General features: G+C 41.9%; 15 protein-coding genes and 1 pseudogene. 10 read left to right on the top strand and 6 right to left on the bottom strand.

Annotated features, from left to right (window positions below; genetic code table 11):
* The first annotated feature begins 1 nt into the window (after nucleotide 1).
* The 3 genes from ACEW80_RS10150 to ACEW80_RS10140 all read left to right on the top strand — a co-directional run bounded on the left by ACEW80_RS10150 (nucleotide 2) and on the right by ACEW80_RS10140 (nucleotide 1,870).
* On the top strand, nucleotides 2-883 hold the full coding sequence (locus ACEW80_RS10150) for a shikimate dehydrogenase (protein WP_373526451.1): 882 nt from the start codon (nucleotides 2-4) through the stop codon (nucleotides 881-883).
* A gap of 293 nt (nucleotides 884-1,176) precedes the next feature.
* Nucleotides 1,177-1,530, top strand: a complete 354-nt coding sequence (locus ACEW80_RS10145; RefSeq protein WP_373526450.1) for a DUF433 domain-containing protein — start codon at nucleotides 1,177-1,179, stop codon at nucleotides 1,528-1,530.
* Complete coding sequence (locus tag ACEW80_RS10140; protein ID WP_373526449.1) at nucleotides 1,505-1,870, top strand: DUF5615 family PIN-like protein; 366 nt, start codon at nucleotides 1,505-1,507, stop codon at nucleotides 1,868-1,870. The genes ACEW80_RS10145 and ACEW80_RS10140 overlap by 26 nt, the downstream gene beginning before the upstream one ends.
* Nucleotides 1,871-1,901: 31 nt before the next feature.
* Here the strand turns inward: ACEW80_RS10140 and ACEW80_RS10135 are convergent.
* Nucleotides 1,902-2,099, bottom strand: a pseudogene (locus ACEW80_RS10135) (TonB-dependent receptor domain-containing protein); the annotation flags it as partial.
* A 28-nt stretch (nucleotides 2,100-2,127) separates the two neighbouring features.
* Here ACEW80_RS10135 and ACEW80_RS10130 point away from each other — a divergent pair.
* Nucleotides 2,128-3,330 (top strand): alpha/beta hydrolase, encoded by a 1,203-nt coding sequence (locus tag ACEW80_RS10130; protein ID WP_373526448.1) that lies wholly within the window; start codon nucleotides 2,128-2,130, stop codon nucleotides 3,328-3,330.
* A gap of 193 nt (nucleotides 3,331-3,523) precedes the next feature.
* Here the strand turns inward: ACEW80_RS10130 and ACEW80_RS10125 are convergent, their stop codons facing one another.
* Nucleotides 3,524-4,135, bottom strand: coding sequence for a hypothetical protein (locus ACEW80_RS10125; RefSeq protein ID WP_373526447.1), 612 nt, complete (start codon nucleotides 4,133-4,135; stop codon nucleotides 3,524-3,526).
* A gap of 229 nt (nucleotides 4,136-4,364) precedes the next feature.
* On the opposite strand from ACEW80_RS10125, the gene ACEW80_RS10120 reads away from it, so the two are divergent.
* Nucleotides 4,365-4,976 carry a Uma2 family endonuclease gene (locus ACEW80_RS10120; RefSeq protein ID WP_373526446.1) on the top strand — a complete coding sequence of 204 codons (612 nt, stop codon included), beginning with the start codon at nucleotides 4,365-4,367 and terminating at the stop codon, nucleotides 4,974-4,976.
* An 85-nt stretch (nucleotides 4,977-5,061) separates the two neighbouring features.
* Nucleotides 5,062-5,493, top strand: coding sequence for a biotin carboxylase (locus tag ACEW80_RS10115; protein ID WP_373526445.1), 432 nt, complete (start codon nucleotides 5,062-5,064; stop codon nucleotides 5,491-5,493).
* A 107-nt stretch (nucleotides 5,494-5,600) separates the two neighbouring features.
* Here ACEW80_RS10115 and ACEW80_RS10110 read toward each other — a convergent pair whose 3' ends face one another.
* The 4 genes from ACEW80_RS10110 to upp form a co-directional block, all read right to left on the bottom strand.
* Nucleotides 5,601-6,377 carry an Rpn family recombination-promoting nuclease/putative transposase gene (locus ACEW80_RS10110; protein ID WP_373526444.1) on the bottom strand — a complete coding sequence of 259 codons (777 nt, stop codon included), beginning with the start codon at nucleotides 6,375-6,377 and terminating at the stop codon, nucleotides 5,601-5,603.
* Between the two features lie 94 nt (nucleotides 6,378-6,471).
* Entirely contained in the window at nucleotides 6,472-6,723 is a 252-nt protein-coding gene (locus tag ACEW80_RS10105) for a YggT family protein (protein ID WP_373526443.1), read from the bottom strand.
* Between the two features lie 126 nt (nucleotides 6,724-6,849).
* The gene (locus ACEW80_RS10100) at nucleotides 6,850-7,203 is read right to left on the bottom strand and encodes a hypothetical protein (RefSeq protein WP_373526442.1); all 354 of its coding nucleotides are present in this window, start codon (nucleotides 7,201-7,203) and stop codon (nucleotides 6,850-6,852) included.
* A gap of 75 nt (nucleotides 7,204-7,278) precedes the next feature.
* Nucleotides 7,279-7,929 (bottom strand): uracil phosphoribosyltransferase, encoded by a 651-nt coding sequence (upp, locus tag ACEW80_RS10095; protein WP_373526441.1) that lies wholly within the window; start codon nucleotides 7,927-7,929, stop codon nucleotides 7,279-7,281.
* A gap of 296 nt (nucleotides 7,930-8,225) precedes the next feature.
* On the opposite strand from upp, the gene crtH reads away from it, so the two are divergent.
* From crtH to ACEW80_RS10075, 4 genes are all read left to right on the top strand, one after another.
* On the top strand, nucleotides 8,226-9,719 hold the full coding sequence (crtH, locus tag ACEW80_RS10090; protein WP_373526440.1) for a carotenoid isomerase: 1,494 nt from the start codon (nucleotides 8,226-8,228) through the stop codon (nucleotides 9,717-9,719).
* Between the two features lie 356 nt (nucleotides 9,720-10,075).
* Nucleotides 10,076-10,453, top strand: coding sequence for a hypothetical protein (locus ACEW80_RS10085; protein ID WP_373526439.1), 378 nt, complete (start codon nucleotides 10,076-10,078; stop codon nucleotides 10,451-10,453).
* 30 nt (nucleotides 10,454-10,483) lie between these two features.
* The gene (locus ACEW80_RS10080; RefSeq protein ID WP_373526438.1) at nucleotides 10,484-12,178 is read left to right on the top strand and encodes a caspase family protein; all 1,695 of its coding nucleotides are present in this window, start codon (nucleotides 10,484-10,486) and stop codon (nucleotides 12,176-12,178) included.
* Nucleotides 12,079-13,050 carry an ABC transporter substrate-binding protein gene (locus ACEW80_RS10075; RefSeq protein ID WP_373526477.1) on the top strand — a complete coding sequence of 324 codons (972 nt, stop codon included), beginning with the start codon at nucleotides 12,079-12,081 and terminating at the stop codon, nucleotides 13,048-13,050. Before ACEW80_RS10080 ends, ACEW80_RS10075 begins: the two co-directional genes overlap by 100 nt.
* The last annotated feature ends 14 nt before the right edge of the window (nucleotides 13,051-13,064 follow it).

Raw genomic sequence — 13,064 nt, 5'->3', positions numbered from 1 at the left:
AATGACAAAAGTATTAATTACAGGCAAGACTAAACTACTAGGAGTCATTGGACATCCGGTGGAACATTCGCTGTCGCCACTGATGCATAATGCTGCAATCGCTCATTTGGGATTAGATTACGTTTATCTTCCCTTTCCTATTGCACCAGAGAATTTAGAGATTGCGATCGCAGGTTTCGCCGCTATTGATGTTGTCGGTTTTAATGTGACAATTCCTCATAAACAGGCTATCATCCCCCTGCTGTCAGAAATTACTCCCGTTGCTCAAGCTATCGGCGCAGTCAATACTGTTAGTCGCCAAGATAATAGATGGATAGGTACAAACACAGATATAGAAGGATTTATCGCCCCTTTGCAGACAACCTATAAGCAGGATTGGAGTCAGAAAGTAGCGGTAATTTTAGGCAATGGTGGCGCGGCTAGAGCAGTTGTCGCAGGTTGTCACCAGCTAGGTTTTGCTAAAATTTATGTGTTGGGGCGCAATGCGGAGAAATTACAAGCATTTTGCGATAGTTGGAGTAATTCACCTATAGAAGAGAATTTGCAAGTCGGTACATGGGACGAACTAGCAAAATTGATTCCTCAAGCAGATTTGCTAGTAAACACAACCCCTATCGGGATGTATCCCAAAGTTAATGAGTCGCCTTTGAGTGGAGAGGAAATCGCAAATTTACCAACTGGTGCGATCGCTTACGATTTAATATATATTCCTAAACCGACGCAATTTCTAGAGCAAGCTGAAAAACAAGGCGCAATTGCGATCGATGGCTTAGAAATGCTAGTTCAACAAGGAGTAGCAGCCTTAAAAATTTGGTTACAACAGGAAACTATACCCGTAGAAGTGATGCGTCAAACATTGAGAGAGCATTTGGGTTTGGGTTGATGGAGAAAAAATTTCCTCCTCAATTGCTCCCAACGCTTTCAAAGTTTCTTTTTGAGCCTCTGTTATCCTTCTCAAAATAATTCGTAATTTACAATGACGCTCCTACGTCGCTAACGTAAGTCGTAATTATTACCCCACGACTGAAGTCGCTTGCTCTGAAATAATGATGCTATACGTTTTTATGTCTCCATTGATGAATCAAGAGGCTTGTACCTATTTAATTACGAATTAGTTAGTAGTTGGGTGGTGTACTATGATTGGGGTGTAATGTTCATTCAAATGGTCTTTCTTTCATGCAACTGGAAGAGTATTTCAATGTTCTTGCGCCAGATGACATCCGGCTAAAAGGAACACGCATTGGTATTGAGACGATTCTCTACGACTATATTTACCATGCTCGGACTGCCGAAGAAATTGCACAAACTTATTTGTCTTTGACTTTGGAGCAGGTTTACGCCACGATTCTTTATTACCTGCATAATCGAGAAGCAATGAGTCAGTATTTGGGAGATTGGGTTGAGCATGGCGAAAGGATGCGGGAGGAGCAACGGCGCAACCCATCACCAGCGAGAATGAAACTGCGAAATTTGAAGGCAGAACGAGATCCATTGAGAAAATCGAATGACCCTCAAGTATCTATTGGATGAAAACGTTGATCCTGCGTATGTTCGCCAACTGAGACGACAAAAACCAGACTTGGCTGTGCGGATGATCGGCGAACCTGCCACACCACCTAAAGGCACACTTGACCCAGAGATTATCAGCTGGTGCGAAGCTACAAAGTTTATTTTAGTCACGAACAATCGCAAGTCGATGCCCGTCCACTTAGCTGACCATCTTGCCCAAGGTCAGCATATACCCGGTATTTTTATCCTGAATCCCAATTTGAGCATTGGTGAGAACCTAGATGAGTTGCTCGTTGTAGCCGAAGGGTCATTTGATGATGAATATCAAGACCGGATTGAGTATTTACCACTGACTGAGTAGTGTCTCTTGCACCCTATGACCGAGCGAATGTATTATCCTTAAGAATTTCAGCAATGATATTCCATCCCGGCAAAATTTTGCCTGCAATGTCAGATTCAACACCCCGACTTTGCTGCTTGCCTGTTTGGATAGAAAAACAAGAATCATTTGGGTCGGTTGTCAAAACATTAGAGCGGGTGATGTTATAAAAGGCAAGTGTAGCAGAAACTCGCTCACTCAAATCTGTTTTGGAGTCGTTATATATCACGCTTGAATCTATGTTTGCTAAACCCCAAATATTTTTATCATGGCTTGCATTCTTCCTTAGTTGTGCAAGTCTATTTCTTAGTTCTTGGATTATTCTTTCTGCTCCAAATATGTTTTTACTCACTCTAGCAGTCGGAGCGCCAGAAGTCAGTCCTTGGTTATTCTTATTAAATTTGCTTCCTTTATTGCTTTCTTTATCCTACATCCGTCGCCGTAAACTACGACGTTTAGCTTGTATTTTCAGTTTGATAGGATTGCTAATTTGTGGATGGGTACTAGTGAATATCCCACTAACTCAAATGCAGATGGACAAAGCGATGAAACAAGGATTGGGAGCAAATTATCTAGAGCAAATTCCAGTCCAAGTAAGGGATAAGATGCAAACCCATCCCTTTAACTTAGTTAATTTCTTCCGGGGTATTCCATTAGGCAAAACACGTCATCAAACAGATATTATTTTTGCTTCTCCTGCGGCAGTTCCGTTAAAAATGGAAGTTTACCAACCCCCAGAGGTAGGGAAATATCCAACAGTGGTAGTAATTTATGGTGGAGCTTGGCAACGTGGCAATCCTGGAGCTAATGCTGAGTTTAATCAATATATCGCTAATCATGGATATACAGTATTTGCGATCGCCTATCGACACGCACCTAAATATCGGTTTCCAGCTCAGTTAGATGACGTGCGTACAGCCCTAAATTTTATTCGCAAACACGCAGCTGAATATGAAGCCGATCCAGAACGCATGGTACTTTTAGGACGTTCTGCGGGAGCGCATCTAGCCATGTTAGCGGCTTATCAAACAGATGCACCACCAATCCGTGGCGTGGTGAACTATTACGGGCCTGTTAACTTACCTGAAGGATACAAAACCCCGCCAAATCCCGATCCGATCAACACCCGTGCTGTTTTAAAAGCATTTCTCGGTGGTTCTCTCGAAGAATTGCCAAATCAGTATAAAATTGCGTCACCGATAAATTACCTGACGCATCCTTTACCACCAACTTTATTAATTTACGGTAGTCGTGACCATTTAGTAGAAGCGCGATTTGGCAGACAGATGTATGAACGTTTACATGACTCTGGTAATACTGCGGTTTATCTAGAAATTCCTTGGGCAGAACACGCTTTTGATGCTGTTTTCAATGGTGTCAGCAATCAATTAGCGTTATATTATACCGAGAGGTTTTTGGCTTGGGCGTTGTTCAAGCAATAATTTTATTAAAATGCACTTAAATTTCAAAACGTAGACAGTCAATCAAAACAAACACTGTAGCGACTTTTTTCTTCAGGTCTTGAGATGCAAATTTAACTATATAGGTGTCTAAACTATCGTTTCCACAAGCAAAAATTGAGCGGTTATGCCTTTTACTATCTAGCAACTCAATCGTTTAAAAATATTTCAATATCTACTTTTGAGGCCAGCGCCAATTGTAGCGGTTCCATTCGTAGATGCCTTGAATTTCATACTCAGCGCCATTGAAGAAGCGGACGACGCAATTAGTAGAGGTATGATCACCGTTGCTAATTTCATCAACCTTAATCACCATACAGGGAAACCATTCGCGCTTACAAGGCCCATCTTCTTGCACCCATTCCCATAGTGCATTGGAAACTTCAATGCGATCGCCTACTCTCAGCTTCAGTGCATCCTCAAAATAAGAATACTTATCAAAATGGTATGACTCAACACGATTCAGCCATTGTAAACCATAGCGTTGCCGGATAAATTGTACTGTCCCAGAATCATTTTCCAGCAGCCAGTCGTTGAGTAATTGCACTTTCCAAGTGCGGTTGCGTTGTTCTTCATCCTTAACAAACTGTAAAAATACTTCTAACTCCTCTGAGTTAAGTTCGTCTAAAGGATTAGCAATATCTGTCACCCCAGACTTAGAGTTTCCCTGAAATTGCTCGATCACTTGCAGTAATATCTCTTTTTGGGTGTCAGTGAGAGGACAACTGGCTGCATCACAACGATTAAAGGCTGCAAGCATAGCTGTTTCAATCTCATCTGGAGTCATAAATTAATCGCAATTGAGAGTTTATTTCCCTAATTATTACAAAGTTTAAATTAAAGTCTCCAATTTTCTTGTAGTTAAATATAGACATAATTAAACTAAGATGCTTAATATTCAGGAAAGCCAGGAGTCAGGAGAAAAACTTTATTCTGTCTTCTATCTCCTGAGTTCTTGGTATCGGTTTGATATTTTCTAGTGTTGACCTACTTATCACCTAGTTAGAGAAATTGCCATGACTCAAACTCAGCATCCCACCAAACTCCTGACTTTTGAGGAATTTCTGGCTGATGACGATGTCTACGACGGGCTACGCCTACGCACTGATACCCGCTATGAATTAGTGGATGGGGAGCTAGTAAAGACGCTAACCCAGAGCCAGGAAAACTGTGGTATTGCCAAATTTCTGCTGTTCGAGTTGGCAAAGCATTTTCCGATCACCTTGCTGGCTTACAAAGACATTGAAGTTGAAGTTAGTGGGCGGCGAGCAACCTGTCGTCTACCGGATCTTGTGGTGCATACGGAAGAGTCGAAAGCGGCTTTGATTGGCAGCCACCGCAATCTGATTACCCGCAATATGCCCCCGCCTGCGCTGGTGGTTGAAGTCGTCAGTCCCGGAACTGAGAACCACAGCCGCGATTACCGTTACAAACGCACGGAATACGCAGCTAGAGGCATTACCGAATACTGGATTGTTGATCCAGAGTTAAAACAAATCACCGTTTGCAAATGGGTGGAGGGACAGTATGAGGATACTGTGTTGAAGGGTACGGCGACAATTGCATCAGATGTAGTAGCCGATTGGGAATTGATCGTAGAGCAGGTGTTTGCAGTTGCGAATCAATGAGAGAAGTTAAGAATAGGGAGTAGGGGTATATTGTAAGCTAACGTTATAAGTTACATAATTATTGAATAAAATCACGGGGTCTTTTATGCAGTTGCGCTCACTCACGGTCGTTTTTATTTCTTGTCTCATCACCTTTCTATCGTGGGCGATCGCTCCCTCATCTATAGCGCTGACACAGATTAAACTATTTGATGTATCTTATAAAGATTGTCCACCAGAACTAGCACAAGGGGCTGTTACCAGTAGTGGGAGCGCCGCTGCCAGTTGTTTTCTCGTCGTTGGCAAAGCAGAAAATGGCACTTATAAAACAGTCTACGACGCAGATATTTTTGGGCGGATCTATGATGCCAACAATGACTCAGTAATGCAAAACCGCACCCGTCTTGGTTCTATTACTGAGGTGCCCCCAGGTATTAGCGATTTTGAGTTGAGAATTTCTGTACCTGCGAATCAGCCTACTCCGTTGAAGCTGAAGCAGTTTAAAGCCGCGGGATTTAGCGCTCAAGTCCGTAAGTAATAAATTTTAACTTTTTTTGCTAGAAGTCCTTCACCTTATCTAAAGATTCGGTGTCGGGATGAATAGCGCACAAATAGGAATAGTCTCTTGACAGAAATAGTAGTTCTCTAATTAAGAGATTTCCTAATGATTTCAACGTCTAATTCTAATAATTCTGCTATTTCCTGAATACTTAGCCCTTTTTGTAGTAATTTTGGTACTAGTCCTAGCTTGACTTCATCTTTTACTTCTTCTTTTGCTTCTTGATAAACTCTGGTTTGTTTAAGTAAATTTAAATTCAGCATAGTTTCTATCTCCTCTCGATTAAAATTAGGAAACTTGTAAACAATAATCTCTTCTATAAATTCTAAAACTTTTCTTTGGATGAGAACATCTGCTAATTCCAATTTAGCTTTGTCAATTAGCTGTTTAGCAAGTTCTGGGGCTTTATTCTCAGTTTCTACAACCAATCTGACAATTCCTACACCCAGAGATTCTTCCGCTACTACCTCAAGTTCGTCCAGATAAAAGCAGCGTAAATGAGGCTCTAACAAGGCACGATAACGTAGATGACAGGATGTTTCATTACTGTGCTGAGCATAAATAACTATTGCATACCACTCAGGAGTGACTGGTTTATATTGAGAAAAGTAAAGGAAAATACTTGTAAATAGACGGTCATAAAATTCTTCATCTTTGTAAAACTGAACTTCTACAAAGTAAAGCGGCTCATTAATAAATTCTTCTACAGGAGAAAATACTCCATCTAAACGAAAAGAACGTTGTTTAATTTCTGGTGCAATAAACTGATAAGCATTGGTATTAGTATTAGATTGACCAATAAGTTCAAATAAAATGCTCGGAAATTCTTGAAATATATCGTAGAATATGGCGTCAGTTTTCAATTATTGCATCCATCATTAGTGCATAAGTCTGAGCTAGTTAGCCCAGACCTAAAATTCTTTACTTGAAGTGCAGCAAACTGCAAATTCTGTGTTATCAGATGGCTTGCAGACCACCACCTACTATTTGAAGCAGTATAATAGCTAACATTGGCGAAAAATCCATTCCGCCTAATGGGGGAATAATTCTGCGAAACAGATTCAGATAAGGGTCGGTGATCTGGGCTAAAGCGGCAAATGGCTGGTTATACCAGTTAATTGTCGGGAACCAGGTCAACAAAACCCGAACAATGAGCAAATAGCTATAAAAGGTGACGAAGGTAGCTAGTGTCGTAATCAGTAAATTCATGGGTGGTTAATTTCCTACTAAGTATCAAACGCGGTCTTATTCTTTAATTTTAATTTAGTCCATGTCATCGTGGCTGCGGATTGGGTACTTACCACACTTGACACTTTCACCACGCCCGAACAAACCTCAGGAGTCTTTAGTAAGAGAGCGATCGCCAATTGTCTGTGGTAAACCGCCGTTCACATTCCCCAGTTGCTCTCGCACTTCATCAATTGTGGCATTTAACTGGGCAATTTTATCTTCGAGCGATCGCCTGGCCGTTTCTATGCCGCTGCTCTCACTTTCTGAGGCTTTCATCTGACGCCGCTTTGCTGCTATTCTCTTAGCTTCGGCAAGGCTCTCCGTCAGTTCTCTTTCCTCCTCTGCTAGCAATTGAGGCTCGCGTCGAGAAGCAATCAGTGCGCCGATGACACCACCAAATACGCCACCGACAAACGCCCCGGCTACAAAACCACTGCCAAAACCATCTCGCTGACTCATATATTTACTGCCTTCAACAAACCTTGCAACTCTTACAGTAGTTATGCTATTTCTATTCCCTAGCTGCATACTAGCTTAAGTCCCAAAGATGCGATCGCCTGCATCTCCTAATCCCGGTAAAATATACCCCTTGTTGTTAACTTCTTGATCAATAGTAGCTGTGTAAATTATTAAACCTGGATAAGCTGCACTCAGTTTTTGCAAAGCTGGTGGAGCCGCCACCACACAAACAATCCGCATCAAGGCTGGATCAGCACCCCGTTGTGTTAATTCTGTCATCACCGCCATTATCGACCCTCCTGTTGCCAACATTGGATCGGTAATTAACACTCGTGTCTGCGGGTCAAATTTTTCTGGTAACTTGTTCAGATAACAATGAGGTTGCAGTGTCTCTTCATCTCGCACCAAGCCAAAATGGTAAATCGATGCCAAAGGCAGTAAAGTCTGCGCTCCCTCAAGTAATCCTAGCCCAGCTCGCAAAATCGGCACTACCGCCATAGGTATCTGCGGATCAATCACGGTTGCTAGACAGGAATCCAAGGGACTTTGCACCACTATCTCTTGGGTCGGCAACCAGTCTCGCGCAGCTTCATAAGTCAGCCATCTTCCCAACTCAGTCATCGCACTGCGAAATAATACTGAAGGGGTGCTTGCATCACGGGCGACAGCCAGCCAGTGTTTTATCAGGGGATGGGGTGGAACATAAACGCGTAATTGTAGCGTCATAGCCAGAAATAGGCGACTTTTTATTGTACAAGAACTGAAACACCATAATACTCTTTCCTGTATACGGCTGACACCTAGAAATTAACACTCTCACTTTTATTGATAAATTTTGCTATTAGTAGTTGACATCTATTCCTAATTAAGGCTATATTCTTATCCAGTGTTCTCCTCTCTTTTAAGGATCGGCAGACGGGATTAGCCAGCGACAGCAGGCTCGTCCCTCTTTTTTTTCAAGAGTCAAAATAAGCTACTCTGGACTATAGACTTTTGACGTTGGACTTTGTGAAACGGCAAAAATGCAAGATATTGATGTGATTGTGATTGGGTCTGGTATTGGTGGATTAGTAACAGCCACCCAGTTAGCAGCGAAGGGAGCGAAAGTACTGGTACTGGAACGTTATTTGATTCCAGGTGGTAGCGCTGGTTATTTTGAACGCCAAGGCTATAGATTCGATGTTGGAGCATCGATGATTTTTGGGCTGGGACAAAACGGCACTACCAACTTACTCACCCGCGCCTTGTCAGCTGTGAATGTCAGCCAAGAAGCGATCGCAGATCCGGTGCAGATTCACTATCATTTACCCCAAGGTTTAGACCTGAAAGTTGACCGAGTTTATGAAAAATTTTTACAAAATCTTACTGCTCATTTTCGCCATGAAGAGCAGGGGATTCGTCGCTTTTATGACGAATGCCAAAAAGTCTTCAAGTGCCTCAATAGTATGGATTTGCTCTCTCTTGAAGAACCTCAGTATTTACTGCGGGTATTTTTCCAGCATCCTTTGGCGTGTCTCGGTTTAGTCAAGTATCTCCCTCAAAATGCCGGGGATGTGGCGCGGCGCTACATCAAAGACCCCCAATTACTGAAATTTATCGATATGGAGTGTTATTGCTGGTCGGTGGTTCCAGCAGACATGACACCAATGATTAATGCTGGGATGGTCTTTTCTGACAGGCATTATGGCGGAGTTAACTATCCCAGAGGCGGGGTGGGACAAATTGCCCAAAAACTAGTGGAAGGTCTAGAGAAGGCTGGAGGTAAGATTCAGTATCAAGCTAGAGTCACGAAAATTATCATAGAACAGGGAAAAGCGGTAGGTGTGGAACTGGCTAATGGTAAAGTATATCGAGGTAAACGCATAGTTTCTAATGCTACACGCTGGGATACATTTGAACAGTTACTACCACCACCAGAAATCCCACGTAATGAGAAAAAATGGCAACAAAATTATCAAAAATCTCCAAGCTTCTTGAGTTTGCATATAGGGATAAAGGAGTCAGTTTTACCTGGGGGGACAGAGTGCCATCATATTTTGTTAGAAGATTGGGAAAAGATGACAGCAGTGGAAGGCACAATTTTTGTTTCAATTCCTACATTGCTTGACCCAGATTTAGCACCAAATGGATATCACATCATTCATGCCTTCACGCCTCACTGGATTGATGATTGGCAAGAACTTTCTCCGAGTGAGTACGAAGCGAAGAAAGAAGAAGCGGCTGAGCGAATTATTGACCGCTTAGAGAAGATTTTTCCAGGCTTAGATGCCGGATTGGATTATTTAGAGGTGGGGACACCCCGGACCCATCGCCGCTTTTTGGGTCGTGAGGATGGCACGTATGGGCCAATTCCCCGTCGCAAGTTACGGGGTTTATTGAAGATGCCCTTTAATCGCACGGCGATTCCAGGATTGTATTGTGTAGGGGATAGTACCTTTCCGGGTCAAGGGTTGAATGCAGTCGCTTTTTCTGGCTTTGCCTGTGCCCACCGGATTGCCGTAGATTTAGGGTTTTAACATACATAAATCAAGATGATCACAGGAACAACCGATAAAAAGAAAATCATCACCAGACAAGAGTTTTAGTCTAAGAGGATGTTTGAAAAGTCTTCTTATTGGTGGCTACGCAGATAAACGCCTCGTCATCAGAATAGACAACTATCTATCTACCTGGTTTTGGCGGTTTGCGTTGCGGTTTTATACCAGTGCTTCGAGTTAAGGGCGACTTCTACTTATTTTTACCTAAATTTAAGAAGTTTTTGTAAAAATCTTGAAGAAATTTCAGGAAATTTACATAGCGGATATGATGTCAATAGAGAAATCACGGTAATTATAGTTGACAGTCAACTGCTTAAAACCAAAAAAGGTACAAAATGAGTTTTGAATCTAACGTCAAACTGACGATCGCTCTTGCTAATCCAGATTTAGATGCAGACGAGCAAGAACGGGAAACACGGAATCTGTTGCGAGATATCAAAGAGCAAGATGTTGAAAGTGCGGAACTCGTAGCAGTTACAGAAATACCCGAAGGAAGCAAGTCTGTTGGCGGTTTTCTGGTAGGTGTGTTGCAGGCAGAGGTGAGCCTTGCCAATTTTAAGAAATTGTTGGGATATTTGGGCGATCGCTTGGGTAACAAAAGCATTGAATTGGAAGTCGAAGCTAACGGCAAAAAGTTGAAAGTGAAAGCCAGCAGTCGGGAAGAATTAACCGCCGCCATTGAACAAGCTCAAAAGTTTGTCGCAGGTAACTAAGAAATCCATGAGCTAAGGAAGAATAACGAGATGGCGAAAGTAGCACTGCTAATCGGAGTCAGTGAGTATGAGCCTGGCCTTACCCCATTGCCAGCAGCAGCAAAAGATGTCGAAGCCATGCAGCGAGTTTTGCTGCATCCAGAGATTGGCGGTTTTGATGATGTAACACTGCTAATAAATCCTCAACGATATGTAATGGAGGAAGCCATTGAAACTTTATTTACTGGTTGTCAAAGAGATGACCTCTTGCTGCTATTCTTCTCTGGTCATGGAATTAAGGATGAAAGTGGTAAGCTTTACTTTGCTACTCGTAATACCCGTAAAAATTTACAAGGAAGGCTTGTCGAGACAACCGCAGTAGCAGCTAGTTCTGTGCATAAGTTCATGAGTGATAGTCGCTCTAAGCACCAAGTAGTGATTCTCGATTGTTGCTTTAGTGGCGCCTTTGCTGAGGGAATGTTAGCAAGAGATGATGATTTTGTAGATATTAAAAACCAATTGGGTGGAGAAGGACGGGCTGTTCTCACATCTTCGACTTCAACCCAATATTCTTTTGAACAACAGGGAGCAGATACCTCAACTTATACCCGCTACATAGTTGAAGGACTAGAGACTGGTGCAGCAGACCGGGATGAAGATGGTTGGATTTCTGTTGATGAATTGCATGAGTACGCCAAAAGTAAGGTTCAAGAAGTTGCTCCAGCAATGAAACCGGAGATATATGCAATTAGAGAAGGCTTTAAAATTCTCCTTGCTAAAGCACCCAGTGACGATCCATATCTCATATATCGTCGAGAAGTTGAGTATTTGATAAGTGCAGGTGATGGTCGCATTTCGGATGCTGGGCGCGATGTGTTAGATGAGTTACGACATAATCTAGAACTAACATCTGAGGAGGCTGTGGCAATCGAGGATAAGGGTTTAGAACCTCACCGAGAGTATCAGAGAAAATTGAAGCGATATGAGGAAAGATTTATTAAAGAAATTCAGCGTGAGTATCCTATTAGTGATAACACTCGTGAACAATTAAAACGTTTTCAGAAAGTTTTAGGATTTACAGACGAAAATATAGCCTTAATTGAAGCTCCGATAATTGCCGAACAGCCATCTACCGCACCTCCAGGAAATCCTCCACGCCCACGAAATAACAATTTTATACAATACATAGGAGCCAGCATCATCGGAGTAATTGGAGTATTTATTGGTGGTACTTTAGTCCACTTTTTCCTGCCTATAACCCCCAATCCGCCTCCACCTGTAGTTCAGACTCCAGTAAATTTATGTGCGAAAGAGACGTATAGTTTGAATAACAGAATTAGCTTAGGTGAAAAAATTTTATTGAAGCAGGATACAAACTCAGATAAAGAAGCTGGAGTTAGAGCATTAGCTGAAGGTGATTGTTTGACTGCTATTAGTAAATTTCAAGCATATCGAAAAACAAATCCTAGTGATCCAGAAGCATTGATTTACTTGAACAATGCTAAAGCTCGTCAACAAGGAAATAGACTCAAAATTGCTGTGAGTGTACCTATTGGTGAAAGTCCAAACATAGCGCAAGAGATGTTACGCGGTGTGGCTCAAGCTCAAAATGAAGTGAATAGCGGTCTTGGTATCAATGGCAAAGCATTGGAAGTAGCGAAGCGATCGCTAATGATGATAATAGCGAAACCATTACCCCAACCATTGCAAAGAACTTTGTCGATTACCCCAGTATCTTGGCTGTAGTGGGACATAATTCAAGTAAAGCTTCCAGGGCCGGAGGTCTAGTGTATCAAGGTAAGTTGGTGATGATATCTCCTACTAGTTATACCCGAAATATCAGCTTTGATAATCAAAGTCAAGACAACTATATTTTCCGTACTGCTCCTAATGTTGTTAAGGTAGCAGAAAAGGTTTCTAGTTACGCCATCAATAACAGGGGCAAAACTAACTTTCTGATCTGTTCGGATAAAAATCCAGATAATGAATCGGTTAAGGGTTATTTGGTAACATCGATAACAAACGCTGGAGGCACTATCAACCTCACAAAATGTGATCTTCGGGACTCTCAATTTAACCCACAAGCAGTCCTTTCCCAAGCTATAAATAAAGGTGCAAATGCTTTAATATTAGCTTTCTACATTGACAAATCAAGAGACAAAACTGGGCAAGGTCGTGCGTTAGTCCGAGCTAATAAAGGTCAATTAGCTTTATTTGGTACTCCAGCAGCATTGACTAAAGAAACCTTAGAAGAAGGGCAAGATATCAACGACATGACTATCCCTGTACCTTGGGCTTGGGATTCTACAGCATTTCCTAATAATTCTTTTGGGTCAAATGCTATGCAACTTTGGAAAGCCCCTATAAATTGGCGAACAGCGACATCTTATGATGCAACTCTAGTAATAGTTAAAGGTTTGCAGAACAGTAATAGTAATACTCGTGAAGAACTACAAAAAAGGCTACACAGTCCAAGTTTTTCAGTCGATGGTGCTACAGGAAAAATTCAGTTTTTACAATCAGGCGATCGCAAAGACGATGCCATCTTCTTAGTCAAAGTTCAACAAAAATCTGGGACTGATAAATATGAATTTATGCCGATTAAACTTAAACCTTGATTTTGCAGGTTTAC

It is taken from the genome of Nostoc sp. (genome assembly GCF_041747015.1).
Taxonomy (GTDB): Bacteria; Cyanobacteriota; Cyanobacteriia; order Cyanobacteriales; family Nostocaceae; genus Nostoc.
This window is presented reverse-complemented; position numbering and strand designations above follow the sequence as displayed.

Excerpts from the sequence above, each read along its gene's own strand:
- ACEW80_RS10150 (WP_373526451.1), top strand. The coding sequence starts at position 2 with ATGACAAAAGTATTAATTACAGGCAAGACTAAACTACTAGGAGTCATT.
- ACEW80_RS10145 (WP_373526450.1), top strand. The coding sequence starts at position 1,177 with ATGCAACTGGAAGAGTATTTCAATGTTCTTGCGCCAGATGACATCCGG.
- ACEW80_RS10140 (WP_373526449.1), top strand. The coding sequence starts at position 1,505 with ATGACCCTCAAGTATCTATTGGATGAAAACGTTGATCCTGCGTATGTT.
- ACEW80_RS10130 (WP_373526448.1), top strand. The coding sequence starts at position 2,128 with ATGTTTGCTAAACCCCAAATATTTTTATCATGGCTTGCATTCTTCCTT.
- ACEW80_RS10125 (WP_373526447.1), bottom strand. The coding sequence starts at position 4,135 with ATGACTCCAGATGAGATTGAAACAGCTATGCTTGCAGCCTTTAATCGT.
- ACEW80_RS10120 (WP_373526446.1), top strand. The coding sequence starts at position 4,365 with ATGACTCAAACTCAGCATCCCACCAAACTCCTGACTTTTGAGGAATTT.
- ACEW80_RS10115 (WP_373526445.1), top strand. The coding sequence starts at position 5,062 with ATGCAGTTGCGCTCACTCACGGTCGTTTTTATTTCTTGTCTCATCACC.
- ACEW80_RS10105 (WP_373526443.1), bottom strand. The coding sequence starts at position 6,723 with ATGAATTTACTGATTACGACACTAGCTACCTTCGTCACCTTTTATAGC.
- ACEW80_RS10100 (WP_373526442.1), bottom strand. The coding sequence starts at position 7,203 with ATGAGTCAGCGAGATGGTTTTGGCAGTGGTTTTGTAGCCGGGGCGTTT.
- upp (WP_373526441.1), bottom strand. The coding sequence starts at position 7,929 with ATGACGCTACAATTACGCGTTTATGTTCCACCCCATCCCCTGATAAAA.
- crtH (WP_373526440.1), top strand. The coding sequence starts at position 8,226 with ATGCAAGATATTGATGTGATTGTGATTGGGTCTGGTATTGGTGGATTA.
- ACEW80_RS10085 (WP_373526439.1), top strand. The coding sequence starts at position 10,076 with ATGAGTTTTGAATCTAACGTCAAACTGACGATCGCTCTTGCTAATCCA.
- ACEW80_RS10080 (WP_373526438.1), top strand. The coding sequence starts at position 10,484 with ATGGCGAAAGTAGCACTGCTAATCGGAGTCAGTGAGTATGAGCCTGGC.